The 14,160-nt window shown below is 59.2% G+C and carries 15 protein-coding genes; 6 read left to right on the top strand and 9 right to left on the bottom strand.

What is annotated here, in order from left to right:
• Position 1 precedes the first annotated feature (1 nt).
• The 9 genes from VSS37_RS11300 to VSS37_RS11260 all read right to left on the bottom strand — a co-directional run bounded on the left by VSS37_RS11300 (position 2) and on the right by VSS37_RS11260 (position 9,029).
• The gene (locus VSS37_RS11300; RefSeq protein ID WP_324695378.1) at positions 2-1,597 is read right to left on the bottom strand and encodes an ABC transporter permease; all 1,596 of its coding nucleotides are present in this window, start codon (positions 1,595-1,597) and stop codon (positions 2-4) included.
• Between the two features lie 32 nt (positions 1,598-1,629).
• Positions 1,630-2,640: a Fe(3+) ABC transporter substrate-binding protein gene (locus tag VSS37_RS11295; protein WP_324695277.1), complete on the bottom strand. Its 1,011-nt coding sequence runs from the start codon at positions 2,638-2,640 to the stop codon at positions 1,630-1,632.
• 16 nt (positions 2,641-2,656) lie between these two features.
• Positions 2,657-3,655, bottom strand: coding sequence for an LbtU family siderophore porin (locus VSS37_RS11290; RefSeq protein ID WP_324695276.1), 999 nt, complete (start codon positions 3,653-3,655; stop codon positions 2,657-2,659).
• 56 nt (positions 3,656-3,711) lie between these two features.
• Complete coding sequence (locus tag VSS37_RS11285) at positions 3,712-4,821, bottom strand: DUF1513 domain-containing protein (RefSeq protein WP_324695275.1); 1,110 nt, start codon at positions 4,819-4,821, stop codon at positions 3,712-3,714.
• A 3-nt stretch (positions 4,822-4,824) separates the two neighbouring features.
• Positions 4,825-5,994 carry an imelysin family protein gene (locus VSS37_RS11280; RefSeq protein WP_324695274.1) on the bottom strand — a complete coding sequence of 390 codons (1,170 nt, stop codon included), beginning with the start codon at positions 5,992-5,994 and terminating at the stop codon, positions 4,825-4,827.
• Positions 5,995-6,005: 11 nt separating this feature from the next.
• Positions 6,006-7,295 (bottom strand): di-heme oxidoreductase family protein, encoded by a 1,290-nt coding sequence (locus tag VSS37_RS11275; RefSeq protein WP_324695273.1) that lies wholly within the window; start codon positions 7,293-7,295, stop codon positions 6,006-6,008.
• Positions 7,296-8,531: an imelysin family protein gene (locus VSS37_RS11270; protein ID WP_324695271.1), complete on the bottom strand. Its 1,236-nt coding sequence runs from the start codon at positions 8,529-8,531 to the stop codon at positions 7,296-7,298. It lies immediately after the preceding gene.
• A 79-nt stretch (positions 8,532-8,610) separates the two neighbouring features.
• Positions 8,611-8,826, bottom strand: coding sequence for a hemin uptake protein HemP (hemP, locus tag VSS37_RS11265; protein ID WP_324695269.1), 216 nt, complete (start codon positions 8,824-8,826; stop codon positions 8,611-8,613).
• Complete coding sequence (locus VSS37_RS11260; protein WP_324695267.1) at positions 8,823-9,029, bottom strand: bacterioferritin-associated ferredoxin; 207 nt, start codon at positions 9,027-9,029, stop codon at positions 8,823-8,825. Before VSS37_RS11260 ends, hemP begins: the two co-directional genes overlap by 4 nt.
• 332 nt (positions 9,030-9,361) lie before the next feature.
• Here VSS37_RS11260 and VSS37_RS11255 point away from each other — a divergent pair, with 332 nt between their 5' ends.
• From VSS37_RS11255 to VSS37_RS11230, 6 genes are all read left to right on the top strand, one after another.
• Positions 9,362-9,727 carry a hypothetical protein gene (locus VSS37_RS11255; RefSeq protein WP_324695265.1) on the top strand — a complete coding sequence of 122 codons (366 nt, stop codon included), beginning with the start codon at positions 9,362-9,364 and terminating at the stop codon, positions 9,725-9,727.
• A gap of 236 nt (positions 9,728-9,963) precedes the next feature.
• Positions 9,964-11,076 carry a cytochrome-c peroxidase gene (locus VSS37_RS11250; protein ID WP_324695263.1) on the top strand — a complete coding sequence of 371 codons (1,113 nt, stop codon included), beginning with the start codon at positions 9,964-9,966 and terminating at the stop codon, positions 11,074-11,076.
• A gap of 71 nt (positions 11,077-11,147) precedes the next feature.
• Positions 11,148-11,711 carry a hypothetical protein gene (locus VSS37_RS11245; protein ID WP_324695261.1) on the top strand — a complete coding sequence of 188 codons (564 nt, stop codon included), beginning with the start codon at positions 11,148-11,150 and terminating at the stop codon, positions 11,709-11,711.
• Between the two features lie 72 nt (positions 11,712-11,783).
• Positions 11,784-12,818 (top strand): CDF family Co(II)/Ni(II) efflux transporter DmeF, encoded by a 1,035-nt coding sequence (gene dmeF / locus VSS37_RS11240; protein WP_324695260.1) that lies wholly within the window; start codon positions 11,784-11,786, stop codon positions 12,816-12,818.
• Between the two features lie 131 nt (positions 12,819-12,949).
• Positions 12,950-13,405 (top strand): hemerythrin family protein, encoded by a 456-nt coding sequence (locus tag VSS37_RS11235; RefSeq protein WP_324695259.1) that lies wholly within the window; start codon positions 12,950-12,952, stop codon positions 13,403-13,405.
• A complete protein-coding gene (locus VSS37_RS11230; RefSeq protein WP_324695258.1) occupies positions 13,402-14,040 on the top strand; it encodes an RBBP9/YdeN family alpha/beta hydrolase in 639 nt (212 codons plus the stop codon). Before VSS37_RS11235 ends, VSS37_RS11230 begins: the two co-directional genes overlap by 4 nt.
• The last annotated feature ends 120 nt before the right edge of the window (positions 14,041-14,160 follow it).

The following is a 14,160-nucleotide window of genomic DNA, read 5'->3' as shown; positions in this document are numbered from 1 at the left end:
TTCAATGCTCTCCCGCCCGTGATTTGCCAATCGAACGGCTCAGTAAAATCACCGGAATCATCCCCGCCGCCACAATCATCAGCGAAGGCAACCCGGCATCGGCCAGACGTTCATCCGAAGCCAGTTCATACGCCCGCACCGCCAGCGTGTTGAAATTGAATGGGCGCAGGATCAGGGTGGCGGGCAATTCCTTCAGCACATCGACGAACACCAGCAGGATCGCGGTCAGCAGCGTGCCCTTCATCAAGGGCAGGTGCAGCTTGTGCAGCACGCCAAAGGCATTCAGCCCCAGCGAACGCCCGGCGTTATCCACGGTCGGTTTGATCTTGCCCAGACCGGCTTCAACCGTTTGCAGCGACACTGCCAGGAAGCGCACGTTATAGGCAAACAGTACAGTAAAAACCGTGCCGCTCAACAACAGTCCGGGTTTGCTTCCCAGCCAGTGCTGGCTGAGGTCGTTCAGTTGCGTATCCGCCCAGGCAAACGGAATCAGCACACCAATGGCAATCACTGTGCCAGGAATCGCATAGCCCATCGCCGCAATCCGTGCAGTCAGATTGATCAGCGGGCCATCGCTCAGGCGTTTGCCATAACCCAGAATCAGCGCCAGCAGCAAGGCAAACAATGCCGCCAACCCCGCCAGCGACAGGCTGTTGCCGACCAGTTGCAGGAAATCGCTGTTCAGTCCGGTGGCGGCTGTGGTCACACTCCAGTACAACAATTGCCCGACCGGAACCGCAAACCCCAGCAGCAAGGGCAGGGCGCACACCAGCACGGCGGCGACAGCTTTACCTCCGCGCAGCTGATAGCGTGGCAGCCGTGAATACTTGCTGGAAGTATGGTGGTAACGCGCCTTATGCCGCGACCAGCGTTCCAGCAGAATCAGCACGAACACAAAACCCAGCAGCAAGGCCGCCAGTTGCGAAGCTGCTGCATGATCACCCAGCCCGAACCAAGTACGGAAAATGCCGGTGGTGAAGGTTGTCACTCCGAAATATTGCACCGTGCCGAAATCGGCCAGCGTTTCCATCAGCGCCAGCGATAGTCCGGTAATGATCGCCGGGCGCGCCAATGGCAAGGCCACCCGGAAAAAACTCTGCCACTGGTTTGCCCCCAGCGTGCGGCTGACTTCCAGCACACAGATCGACTGTTCCAGAAAGGCCGCCCGCGCCAGCAGATACACATACGGAAACAGCACCAGCGCCAGCATCAGAATAGCCCCGCCCAGCGAGCGCACATTCGGGAAATAATAATCGCCATAACCCCAGCCGGTTGCTTCGCGCAGCAGGCTTTGCAGCGGCCCGGAAAAATCCAGCATGCCGGTGTAGGTGTAGGCAATGATATAAGCAGGCATCGCCAGCGGCAGCAGCAAGACCCATTCAAAGAAACGCTGCCCTGGAAAGCGGCACATGCTGTTCAGCCATGCCGTGGGCAAGCCCAGCAACAGCACGCCAGCGCCGACGCCCAGCGTCAGCCACAGCGTATTGAGCAGGTAATCGGCCAGCACCGTTTCCACCAGATGCCGCCAGACTTCAGGCGCGGGGATGAACACATAGCCGAACACCGCCAGGATCGGTAGGGCTGTGAGCAGCGCCATGCCGACCAGCAGTGTTTGCCACAGATGGCGCTTTATTTCCAACCGGCTTTATCCATGATCTTGACGGCTTCGGCATTGTGTTTGCCGAGTTCGGCCAGATTCAGGCTGTCCGCCTTGAATTCACCCCAGCCTTTCAGCAGGGCGCTGGGTTCCACGTCCGCTTTGACCGGGTATTCCTGATTGGCTTCGGCGTACCAGTGCTGGGATGCGTCACTGACCAAGAATTCCAGCAACTTGACCGCATTGTCCACATGCCCGGCGGCAGCGGTGACGGCGGCGCCACTGACATTGATATGGGTGCCACGGTCGTTCTGGTTGGGCCAGAAAATGGCGACTTTTTCCGCCGCCGCTTGTTCTTCGGGGTCATTGCCCGCCAGCATCTGCCCGTAGTAATAGGTGTTGGCAATGGCCAGGTCACACTGGCCTGATGCGACGGCTTTCAACTGGTCTTTGTCAGCGCCTTCTGGTGGGCGGGCAAAGTTCTTGACGAAACCGTCTGCCCACGCCTGCGCCTTGTCCGCGCCATCGGCGGCGATCATCGAGCCGAGCATGGACTGGTTGTAAATATTGTCGGAAGAACGCACACAGATGCGGCCTTTCCACTTCGGGTCTGCCAATGCTTCGTAGGTGGAAAGCTCCTCCGGCTTGACCTTGCCTTTGGCGTAGAAAATGGGCCGGGCGCGCGAGGTCAGGCCGAACCAGTGATTTTCCGGGTCACGCAGGTGTTCAGGGATGTCTTTGACCAGCACGTCGGACTTGACCGGCTGGGTCAGCTCCATTTCCTTGGCGCGGTACAGGCGGCCTGCATCGGCGGTCATCAGCAGGTCAGCCGGGCTGTTGTCGCCTTCCAGACGCAGGCGTTCCAGCAGGGCGTCATCCTTGCCGGTGACCAGGTTGACCTTGATGCCGGTTTGTGCGGTGAATGTGTCGAACAGCGGCTTGATCAGTTGCTCCTTGCGGGCGGAGTAGACGTTGACTTCGCCCTCCGCCAGTGCTGGAGCCGTCAGGCTGGCGATGACCAGCCCCCACAGCAGTTGTTTCATGGGTTTGCCCCCGTCATCAAAATTCGTAAGCGATTTGGGCGGTCAGGGCCTTGTCCTGTTCGCCGGTGTATTGCTTGGACTGGATCAGCTCCAGCGCGCCGGAAATGCCTTTGTAAATCGGCTGGCGGTAGGTTGCGCCGTAATATTCCTTGGCCAAGCCGATTTCCTCCGCTTCCTTGGTCTGGTTCCAGGCCAGGGCGACGGTGCGGTCATTGTGCAGGTCGTAATTGGCTTCCAGGTGGGTGGCGGAAGGCTTGGCCGCCACGGTGAGGCTGTTGCCGTCCTCATCCAGCACATCGCCGGGTTGGAACGATTTGATCGCCGTCAGGTGTTCGCCAATCAGTTTGAAACGCCCCAACTGGGCGCTGCCGTGCAGGGAAATGGCGGGGATTTTGTCCACGCTGTTGTTCTTGCCATCCAGCCCGTCGGATTCCGCCAGATTGGACAGGTAATCGACCCCTGCGCTCATCTGTTCGGTGGCGTAGTCCGCCCGCAGGCCGAAGCCGGTTCCCTGCTGGTCGTCGCTGCCCGGCTCGGTGGCCTCGCCTGCGAAGACGTAACCTGCCGCATGGATGGCACCGTTTTGGGTGGAGGCTTTCAGCACCCGGTTGAGGCGGGTTTCACCCAGCTCCAGGGTCAGCGGGTCGGAAACCATCGCGGTGTCAAAGCTGCCGAAGGGCAGGTATTGGCGGCCTGCGTGGATGTCCAGCTTTGCATCCGGCAGGGCATGCCAGGCGACGAAGGCTTCATCCGTACCCATTGGGGTGGCGACGCCATGCAAGTCTTCTTCGTAAAGCATGGTGGTGGTGATGTCGAACTTGTCATTGGGCTTGATGGTCGCGCCCAGTGCGCCAGTCGCCAGCGCCGTGCCGTATTCGTTGCCGGAATCCCCCCGGCTGGCACCGTATTCCAGTTCAATCGTGCCGGTTATTTCCAACTGCTCGCTGACTTCGGCGGCCAGTGACGGGACGGACAGGAAAGCACCAATCATGCCAGCAAGTATTTGTTTTTTCATCAGGAATCTCCGCAAGTGTAAGGGGTCAGTGGGGTGAACAGCAGTGGCTGGTTGCTTTACGTTATCACCAGATGGTTGTCCCAACGTTGGTCGGGGAACTGGCGTAGCAGAGTGGCTGATGCCTGTTGACGGTTGGAAGAAAGGGTATGGAGGCTGCCGGTTGCATCGGATGCCAGGAACGCCTGCTGTTCCGGCAGGAAGGCGATGCCGCTGGGCTCCGGCAAGGGCGCCGCATGCAGGAAACGCTGTTCCGCCACACTCCAGAAGCTGACGTGGTTGCCGCGAGGCGAGGTGACGGCGAGGATGCCCCGGCCAGGGTCAAACGCCAGATCCGCCATGTAGCCGTTGAACGGGGCAATGGCCTGGGTATTGATGCCCAGCAGCTCCAGAGCGCCGCCACGGTGTTGCCACGCGACTAGCGAAGCCGGTTGGTGGCGGTACAGGTCGCCTTCGTATTGCAGGGCGACGCCGACATCCCCGCCGGGCGTGACCAGCAGGTGGCGGATGCTGAGTTGATGGTCAGGCAGGCGGTATTCGTCGAGTTTCTTGCCGGTGGCGGCATCCAGGTACACCAGCGAGGGCTGCATGGTGTCGAGGTTGAGTTTGCGCCGCCCGAAATCCGGGTGCTGTTCGATGCCGCCGTTGGCGACCACCAGGGTTTTGCCGTCCGGCATCAGGTGTATGTCATGTGGGTCGAGGCCGTGGGTGTCGTATTCGCCCAGGTGCTGGAAAGTCTGGCGGTCGCGGATGCCCAATACGCCGCGTTTTTCGTCATAGGCGCTTTCGGTGGTGAAGAGGGCGCCGCCATCAGCGGACAGGCAGCCATGCCCGTCAAAGTGCCGCCCCGCCGTCGCCTGGATCGGGGTCATGCCACCGTCTGCAAAATCCATCGCCACACATTCAAAGGCAGGCCGTCGCCCGAACATCAGCACCCTGCCATCCGCCAGCGGCAGGACTGCATGGCCGCGCACCGGCGTGGCGCAGGAGCGGATTTCCCCGCTGGCCAAATTCAGCCGGGTGAGGAAATGCCCGCCCGCCGGATTGTCGCTGGCGGAATACAAGCACTGCGGCGCAGCGGCGGCGGCGTGTTTCATCAAGGCGCTGGCACCGATGGCGGACCCCAATGTCCCGGCGGTGGCGAGTAACAGGAATTGGCGGCGGTTCATGCATTAATCCCCATCGTTGTCGTTGAAGCCCAGCTGTACGCCCATGACCCGGGCCAACTGGCGTTTGACGGCCATCTGGATGTCGTTGCCGAGGTAATAGTAGCCATCCAGTTCCTTGCCCTGGCCGGTGCTGACCAGCGTGAACGGGTCAGTGGCGGGAATGGGCAGGCTGAGGTAGTTGGCGAAGCGTTGCTCCATGGCGTCGGCGACCAGCTTTTCCGTTTGGTGCTGGTTGTGTCCGCGCAGCCATTGGAACAGCCCGCCGTCGCGCATAATGCGCTGCATGCCTTCCATATTGGCGCGCACTGCCTTGACCGAATAGCCGCTGCGCCAGGCTTCGAGCTGATAGGCGTTGGACTGGAGCAGGATTTCCTGCTTGCCTTCGCTGTTGAGGTCGATGCCTTTGCCCAGCGGGTTGCCGATGCGGTTTTTGGCGGCTTTTTCGGCGGATTGGTACAGCTTGCCCACCAGCAGGTCGATCGCCTGCCGGGCGCTGGCGAAGGTGGCGTTGCCTGCTTGCGCGGTGCGGAAAGCGGCGGCGTAGCTGCCTTTGTCTTGCAGCCAGCCGTTGGCGACTGTGCCGATGTCCCGGCGCAGCAGGGCGCTGGCGGCCTGCGTGTAGGCGCAACGGCGTTTGCCTGCATCCCCCTGGAAGGCGGCCAGTTGTTCGGCCTCTGGTTTGTCCCGGTCGAACAGCAGGAATTCCAGCGTCATCAGGCCCTGCCCGCCAACGCCCGCCTTTTCGACCTGTTCTGGCGTCAAGGGTTGGTCTCCGTCCAGCAGGCGGTTGATGGCCGCTTTTTTCGGCGGGTTGAAGTTGATGTGGAAATCGATCTGGTCTTCCACCGCTGGGCCAAACAGCAGGGCGTCCGTGCGGCTCCAGGCCAGCAGGGTTTCGCCCCAGGCGGCGCGCACCCGTTGGAAACCGGCGGCGTCCGGGGCGGCGCAAAATTGCTGGCTGGACTGCTCCAGGGCGGCGGCGGCGGCGTCCAGTTCGCGGTACAGCGGGATGATGGCGCCATCCACCAGGCTTGCCAGCAGTTTGTCGGCGTCGGGCAAGGGGGAGCCGGGCGCAACGCCAGTGGTTTCCTGGGCGGGCGGCGGCGGGGCGGCCTCTTCCGCCAGCAGGGGGGCGGGCAAGAGCAGCAGGGCGATCAATAGTTTGTTCAACATCAGCTTTCCCGTCATAGCGAGTTGAGGAAGCGCAACAGCGCGTCCCGGTCAGATGGGTTCATGGCCAGCACATGTTGCTTGGCGGTTTCGCCTTCGCCGCCGTGCCAGAGGATGGCTTCCAGCAGGTTGCGGGCGCGCCCGTCGTGCAGGAAGCGGGTATGGCCGTTGACTTGTTCGGTCAGGCCAATGCCCCAGAGCGGCGGGGTGCGCCATTCGCTGCCGGACGCGGCGAATTCAGGGCGGTTGTCCGCCAACGCCACGCCCATGTCGTGCAGCAACAGGTCGGTGTAAGGCGATTGCGGCAGGGATGGGAACGCCGGGACATGGCAGGCGGCGCAACCGGCTTGCTGGAACAGTTTCCGGCCAGATTGCACCTGCGGGTCGGCGGTGTCGCGCGGCGGTGGCGCGGGTTGGTGGGCGACGTGGAACACCACTTTTTCCAGCAGGTCGTCCGGCAGTTCCGGCTGGCCGCCGTCCGGCAGCGACTGGCAGGCGGTTTGCGCCGCGCTGCACGGCTGGGCAGGGAACAGGTGGGTGGTGATGCCGATGTCGTTGCGGAATGCGTCGGCGCTTTGCTGGGCGATGCTGGGCTGGTTGGCTTTCCAGCCGAAGCGCCCCAGCACGTCCTTTTGTTGGGCGATGTCCCAGACGGTGTTTGGCCTGCCGGAAACGCCATCGCCGTTATGGTCGTCGGGGTCGGCGTTGGCGAGGATTTCCGCTTCCGGGATGTCGGCCAGCAGGCCCATGCCGGGCAGGGGCGGTGCCACACGGGCGGAAAATTGCGTGTCAGCGGCGAGCGGGCCGTAATGCAGGCCGGTGATGTGCAGGGCGGGTTTTTGCAGGGTGTAGCGCGTCCCATCCTGGAACTGTCCGGTGACGGGCGTATAGGTGAAGTGCGGCGTGCCTTCGCCGGGCAAATCCCTGATCCCGAACGGTTGCAGATGAAGGCCGTAAACCGGCACCGGCGCTGCGCCGAGCGTTGCCGCTTCCGCTTGTTGCGCGGGGGTGGCGGCGGGGACTGCAAGCTTCACCTCGATGGACAGGAACGGCTCGGCGTCGCTCAGGGGAGGGTGCCCGCGCCCATGGCCGATGTGACAAGACAGGCAGCTGTTGGCCTTGAACAAAGGCCCCAGCCCGTCGCGGGCGGTGGTGGAGGCGGGTGCAATGACCCATGGCTGCTGGAAGAAGGCGCCGCCGACGGCAAAGTCTTCATGTTGCTGCGGGTTGTTCATTTCATCATCACTGCTGGCTAGCCCCGGCGTCGCAAGCAGGCCGAGGGCAATGGCTAGGGTTGGGCGCATTTATCCACCAAAGGAGTCGCTGTTTTCCGGGCTCAGGTTGTCGATCCCCAGGACTTTGGCGGCGGCTTCAATGTCTCCTGTCTGGCTGCGCAAGGCGGCGATGGCGGCTTTGACCCGCTTATTGCCTGCGGTATTGTCCGGGGCGATTTGCTGGTCGAAATTTTCCCCGTTCTTGGCGGCGGTGACAATCGCTTCGGTTTTCTGCTGCGTGTCCGCCAGTTTGCCGGTCAGGGTTGCGCTGGCCTTGGCGTCTTTGGCGGCGACCAGTTGGGCAAGGCTGGCACCTTCCACTTTGGCTCCGTCAATGCGAGTGTAGGCACCGTTGAAAACGTTCTGGATGCTGCGTGAGTTTTCCGCGATGTCGTTATGGGTGTTGTCGCTGAAGCAGGAGTGCTCCTCTTCCTGGGAATGCGCCAGCAGCGCCACGTTCATGCGTTCGCCCGCCAGCTCGCCCAGGCTCAGGCTGCCCATGCCGAACAGCATGCGGCGCAGGGCTTCGTTTTCATCCAGCGCGAGGAAAGCCTTGCGGTAGTTGTCCTTGCCGTCGGCCCAGTCGTCGGCCATCGTTTGCAGGTCGTCCACCAGCAGGGCGGTGACTGCCTTGAGGTATTGGGCGCGGCGGTCGCAGTTCCCGTGCGTGCAGGCATCGCCCTTGGCGTAGTCGGTGTAGGGGCGCTGGCCGGAATCCTGTGGTTTTTCATTGAAGTCCTGCCCCCACAGCAGGAACTCGATGGCGTGGTAGCCGGTGGCGACATTGGCTTCGGAACCGCCTTTTTCATTGAAGCTTTGCAGCAGGGCGGCGTCGATGGGGGCGGTTCCGGCGATGATATTGGCGTTGGCGAATTTGTTGCCTTCCTCGTGGTCGTAAACATCCTGCTTGACGTAATCAATCAGCCCTTCGTCCAGCGGCCAGGCGTTGACTTGCCCTTCCCAGTCGTCCACGTTCTTGTTGCCAAAGCGGAAGGCTTCCGTCTGGCTATAGGGCTTACGGGCGGCCAGCCAGGCGTCCTTGGCGGCTTGCTGGGTTTCCGCTGTGGGGTTGGCGATGAAGGCGTCGACCTTTTCCTGCAAGGTTTTGGCGGCGGCCAGTGCGTCGCTGAATCCGGCATGGGCGAGGGTGACGTAGTTTTCCTCCACGGCTTTGGCGGTTACGGCGTCCGCCATCGTCAGGGTTGGGACGGACGTTAACAGGCTCCCCAGCAAGGCTGCGGACACGATCTGGCGGATGGGTTTCATAGGGTAAGCTCCGAAGGGGGCGGGTCTGGCTGGAGCAGGAGGGCTGACTGGCTTGACCGTTGGCTTGTTTGCAGGAAAGTTACTGGTTGGAGGGTTCTGACGGGTCGTCAGCGGCAGGCCGTTTGTCTGCCTCTTCTGCCGCCGAGGTGAGGATCAAATTGCCCCGGCGGGTAATGGTCAGGCAGTAAGGGCGTTTGCCATGCTGAAGGATGATTTTCTTGCCGCCGCGCATCAGTTCTTCCAGGTTAATGCGGCGGGGTTCCACATCCGTCATTCTCAAGGCTCCGGTCATCATGCGAATGCACCTTGCATCAGGTTAAAGTCAAAGGTTTCAGGGTTGAGGGTTTCCTCGATTACTTCGCGGGCGTGATGTTTGCAGCGTCCACAACAGGTTGCGACTTTCAACTCCTGCTGAATGGCCTCCAGGGTTTCGTGGCCTTGCTTGACCGCTTTCCGGATGGCTTTGTCGGTGACAGAGTGGCAGATGCAAACGTACATACACTTCCCCTAAACAGTAATCATTCTTGATACGTTTTGGATGATAAGCATTCTTGTTTGCAAATACAAGGGGTTCTCAGCCTATTTTTGAAAATGAGAAGTTTTCTTAAAAAGTCGTTGACTCAAAAATGAGAATCGTTATTATTTGACTCATGAAATGAATTCCAAATGCCTGTGGTGCCGGAACAGGCGGGAAGGGGATGGAGAGAGCATTGCTGGTTAAAACAAGATTGCCCCTCCTCAAAAACGGCAAACTGTGGTCAAGCCATGTGTCACGTAACTCCGCGCTAGCCAGACTCACTTTTCGCAACCGGATGACGCGGAGGTGCGTGATGACTTTTTACATTAATGCGTGGTTGGATCGGGCAGACCCGTTCATCAGCCTGCATAACCGCCATACGGGTGAAGTTGTGGCGCGGTTTGACAGGCATGAATTGCAGGCATGCCTAGATCAAGGGGATTTTTGCTTGCAAGAATTGTGCAACCCTTGTCAGCGGGCGCAGCAGGAATTGGTGAAATGTCTGCTGCTGGCGCAATGCGCGCGCAACGCCCGTTGCCAGGTGGAAGGCTTGTTTGAGGAATGCAGTGACAACTGTCGGCGGTTTTCCCGCTCCCAACAGCCGCAAAGGGCGGAGGTGTTGCCATTCCGCCGGTCGGATTCTCCCGCTGTTGCGTTTGATGCGCCGCAGCTTGTCTGAGTCAATGTGTGTACGTGCGGTCAGGTTTAGTGGTGATAAAAATAACTCCAGCCCGACCGGAATCCTGGTTCCTCTCATGGACTCTTGAAACATCCGGGGGCGTAAGCCCCCTTTTTTGTCCAAGTGTATCCCGTCGCTTCATTGTAATGAAAAGTCTTCTCATTTATATTCTAAAGCTTATGACCTTGATAGACAGAGCCATGCGAGCCGATATTTCTTGTTTTCTGCTGTTGTTAATGACTGCCGGTTCCGCAGTGGGAGGTGACAAGTTCGCCACGGACAAAGCCGCACTGGGCGAAAAACTCTACTTCGATGCCAACCTGTCGAAAAACCGCACCCAATCCTGCGCGACCTGCCACAACCCCGATTATGGCTTCGTGGACAACCGTGAAACCGCTGTCGGCAAGGCCGTATCCCTCGGCGATGATGGCAAATCGTTGGGCGACCGCAATGCGCCGTCGGCGGCTTACGCCCGCTTCAGCCCTGATTTTCACCAGAACAAACAGGGCAAATACATTGGCGGGCAATTCCTCGATGGGCGTGAAAAAGATCTGGCAGGGCAGGCTGGTGGCCCGCCGCTTAATCCCATCGAAATGGGCATGCCCGACAAGGCCAGCGTGGTGGCGCGCTTGCAGGAAAACGCAGCGTATGTGCAAACCTTCAAACAGCTATTTGGTGATACGGTGTTCGACAAGCCGGAAACCGCTTACGCCGCCCTGACCGAAAGCATTGCCGAATTTGAAAAAACTGACCGGTTTGCGCCGTTCGATTCCAAGTACGACCGCTACCTCAAGGGCGAGGTGGAACTGACGGATCAGGAATCACTGGGCGAATCGCTGTTTTTTTCCAACCAGTTCACCAATTGCAACCGTTGCCACCAGTTGAAGACTTTCCCCGGCAGCGAAGGCGAAACCTTCAGCAATTACGAATACCACAACCTCGGTGTGCCGACCAATAAAGCGGTGCGGGAAGCCAATGGCAAGGGCGTGGATTTCATCGACAATGGCTTGCTGGGGCAGGAAGGCATCAAGGACGACAAGGAAGCCGGTAAGTTCAAGGTTCCCACCCTGCGCAATGTGGAGGTTACAGGCCCCTATATGCACAACGGCGTGTTCCATGACCTGAAAACCGTGGTGCTGTTTTACGACAAATTCAACAACAGCGGACGCAAGCTCAACCCGGAAACCAGCCAGCCGTGGGAGGTGCCGGAAGTGGCGCGCAACCTTGCCCTGGAGGAAAAGGATTTCCAAGCCCCGGCGCTGAAGGACAAGGAAGTGGATGCGCTGGTCGCTTTCCTGCGCACCCTGACTGACCGGCGTTACGAACCGTTGCTGGAAAACCGGAAGTGACCTGGATGGATGAACTTTTGCCGTGAATCCTGCTCCTAAGCCAATGTTAAACACGCAAGGAGAAAAAGGTTATGAAGCATATTGGGTTGACAATTGGCATAGGCCTTCTGGTTGGCGCGTGCGCAGCACCGCCTGTCACAAACGGCCCCTCTACAGGTTCCGGCCCGTCCGGGGGCGCGCAGGCGCAGTTGCAGGAAATCCAACTGGATACAGCCCTGCCCCAGGCGGTCAATGAATTGACGGACTGGCGCTTTGCATTTGCGGCGACCCCGGATGGTGGTTCCGGCGAACGCGTTTTCAGCTATGATTCGGCTGAAAGTTTGCGCAAGGATACGGTGCTGCGTGGCCAGTGGTTACAGGGGGTAAAGAATACACAAAAAGCCGCCGATATTATGGCGCAGCGGGTCAGTAAGGCAGTCGATTTCAACCGCTATGATCTGGTGGTGGTGCAGTTGCTGGATGGCGGGCCGCCGTTCGGCAATTACCGTTATACTGCGGTTGGGCCAAACGCCGTCGAATTTTGCATTGACCCGACGCCGAACCCGTCAGGCGTCTCTGGAATGGCGATGCACACGACGGCAAAAAGTTATCTTGCCCCCAAAGGCATGCGTGTTTATCAGTGCGCCAAGCGGTAGGGGGAAATTGTTTCGGCGGGTGGTGTGGAAACCACTTGCCGGTATGGGCATTTGATGGACAGAGGACAAGCCATGCATTCTGAAACCCTGCAACGTTGGCGGCACCCGCACGACTTTTTTCATGACCATCAGGCAGGGGAGAAGCGCACCGAGATGGTGTTCTGGCTGACCATGGTCATGATGGTGGTGGAAATCGTTGCAGGCAGCGTTTTCAACTCCGTCGCCCTGCTGGCGGATGGCTGGCATATGGGGACACACGCGGCGGCATTCGCCATCGCCCTGTTCGCTTACCGCTACGCCCGCCAATATGCACAATCCGCGCGCTTCAGCTTTGGCACCGGCAAGGTCGGTGTGCTGGGGGGGTTCGCCAGTGCCGTGGCGTTGGCGGCGGTGGCGCTGATGATGGCGGCGGAATCGGTTGGCCGCCTGTTTTCCCCGGTCGACATCCATTTCAATGAAGCCATCCTGGTGGCGGCGGTCGGGCTGGCGGTGAATCTGGTGAGCGCTTGGCTATTGGGCGGCGAGGGGCATGACCATCATCATCATGGGCATGGGCAGGCGGCGCATGACGGCCACGGCCACGACCATGACCATGACCATGACCACAATCTTCATGAGCACCATGATCATGACGATGATCATAGGCACCCTCATGACCACAATCTGCGGGCGGCCTATATGCATGTGCTGGCGGATGCGCTGACTTCGGTGCTGGCGATTGTCGCCTTGCTGGCAGGCAAATACCTGGGCTGGAATTGGCTGGATCCGCTGATGGGGCTGGTGGGTGCCGTGCTGATTAGCCGTTGGGCGTATGGCCTGTTGCTGGAAACCAGCGGCATCCTGCTCGACAGGTCGCTGGACAGCGGGAAGGTACAGGCGATCCGCGCCACGCTGGAGCAGGATGCGGACAACCGTGTGGCCGACTTGCATGCCTGGAAAGTGGGGGCGGACGATTACGCGCTGATGGTGTCGCTGGTGACGGGCAATCCGCGCCCGGCCCAGCATTACCGGAACCTGCTGGCGGATTTCAGGGAATTGAGCCATGTCACGGTTGAGGTCATCCTGTGTGAGGATGCGGCCTGCGGGCATGCCGCCGCCGTCCGTTGAGGCCGTCTGCGTCGCCCTGATTTTTCATTTTTGCCAATATCCTTCATAAGCATTGCAGTTTTTCTTGGTTGGGTGCGGTGGAATGGCGTTTTATAGTGTCAGCGTTGTTTACGTATGATGAGATATACGGTATGCACCCAGCATTTTCTTTGATGGGGAGTGATGAAGCCCCTGAAGCCTTAATCGATTATCCCCGTTTTGGTATAGCGTATATGGAACAAAATTATAATTGTTTCGCTATCTTATACCACGACTTGGATCAATTGCTTACGGAACCCAAGCCTAATTTCGAGTGCATCAATGTTGTGCTCGGGGACTTGGCGGAACATCTCAGCAAGCAGTTTTCCCAAGAAGAACGGGCTATGAAATTGGCGGCTTACCCTGATCTCCTTCAGCACCGGCATCAGCATCAGCGTGCGTTGGAGCAGCTTGCCTGGTATATCGGAAGATGGAAAACACGGCGCAATATATGGGAAATACATGATTTCATCAAACAACCATTATTGACCTGGTTTTTAAACCACGCGCACACATCTGATAAGGCTGCTGCTTTGTTTACGCTTGGGCAGAAGGGGTGGGCTGCATGAACCATACATTGATTATTCCTGGTTTGTACGGCAGTGAATTGCAGCATTGGCAAACTTGGATTCAGCGTCGTATTCCCAATACAGTCAGGGTTGAGCAGCCGGAATGGGATAACCCGGCGCTCCCATTATGGCGGAACAGCATTCTTGATTATATGGACAGGTTACCCGGCAAAGTATGGCTTTTGGCTCATAGTTTTGGCTGTCTGGCTGGTATTGCCGCCGCCATGGAGCGCCCTGAAAGGATTGTTGGTGCCATGCTGGTTGCTCCGGCTGACCCGGCACGCTTCAACGCCAATGGCTTTCTCTCGGGTTCGCCGTATATTGCAGCGGCTTACAGCATTGCCTCGCTGTTGCCGCAACACAGCCTGCCGTTTCCCAGCGTTGTGGTCGCCAGCGCCAATGACCCGTGGATGCCCCTTGACACTGCGGCGGTATGGGCGGAGCGCTGGGAAAGCCGTTTGATTAATGTCGGCGCGGCAGGCCATATCAATGTTGAGTCAGGATTTGGGCCGTGGCCTGCTGGGCTGGAGCTGTTTCGGCAATTGCAGCAGGCTACGTCCTATTTGTTGCAAGGCAACATCAATGAAATACCGGCCACTATTATTAAACCACTATTGGGAGAAACCATATTATGAGTATCCATTTGGGCGATACCGCCCCTGATTTTGTGCAGCAGTCAACTGAAGGTGAAATCCGCTTTCATGAATGGCTAGGCGATTCCTGGGGAATCCTGTTTTCACACCCGGCTGATTTCA

The organism is Candidatus Thiothrix phosphatis (genome assembly GCF_035668035.1).
GTDB lineage: Bacteria > Pseudomonadota > Gammaproteobacteria > Thiotrichales > Thiotrichaceae > Thiothrix > Thiothrix phosphatis.
Note: the sequence above shows the minus strand (reverse complement) of the source record. Positions and strands in the feature narration are given on the sequence as shown.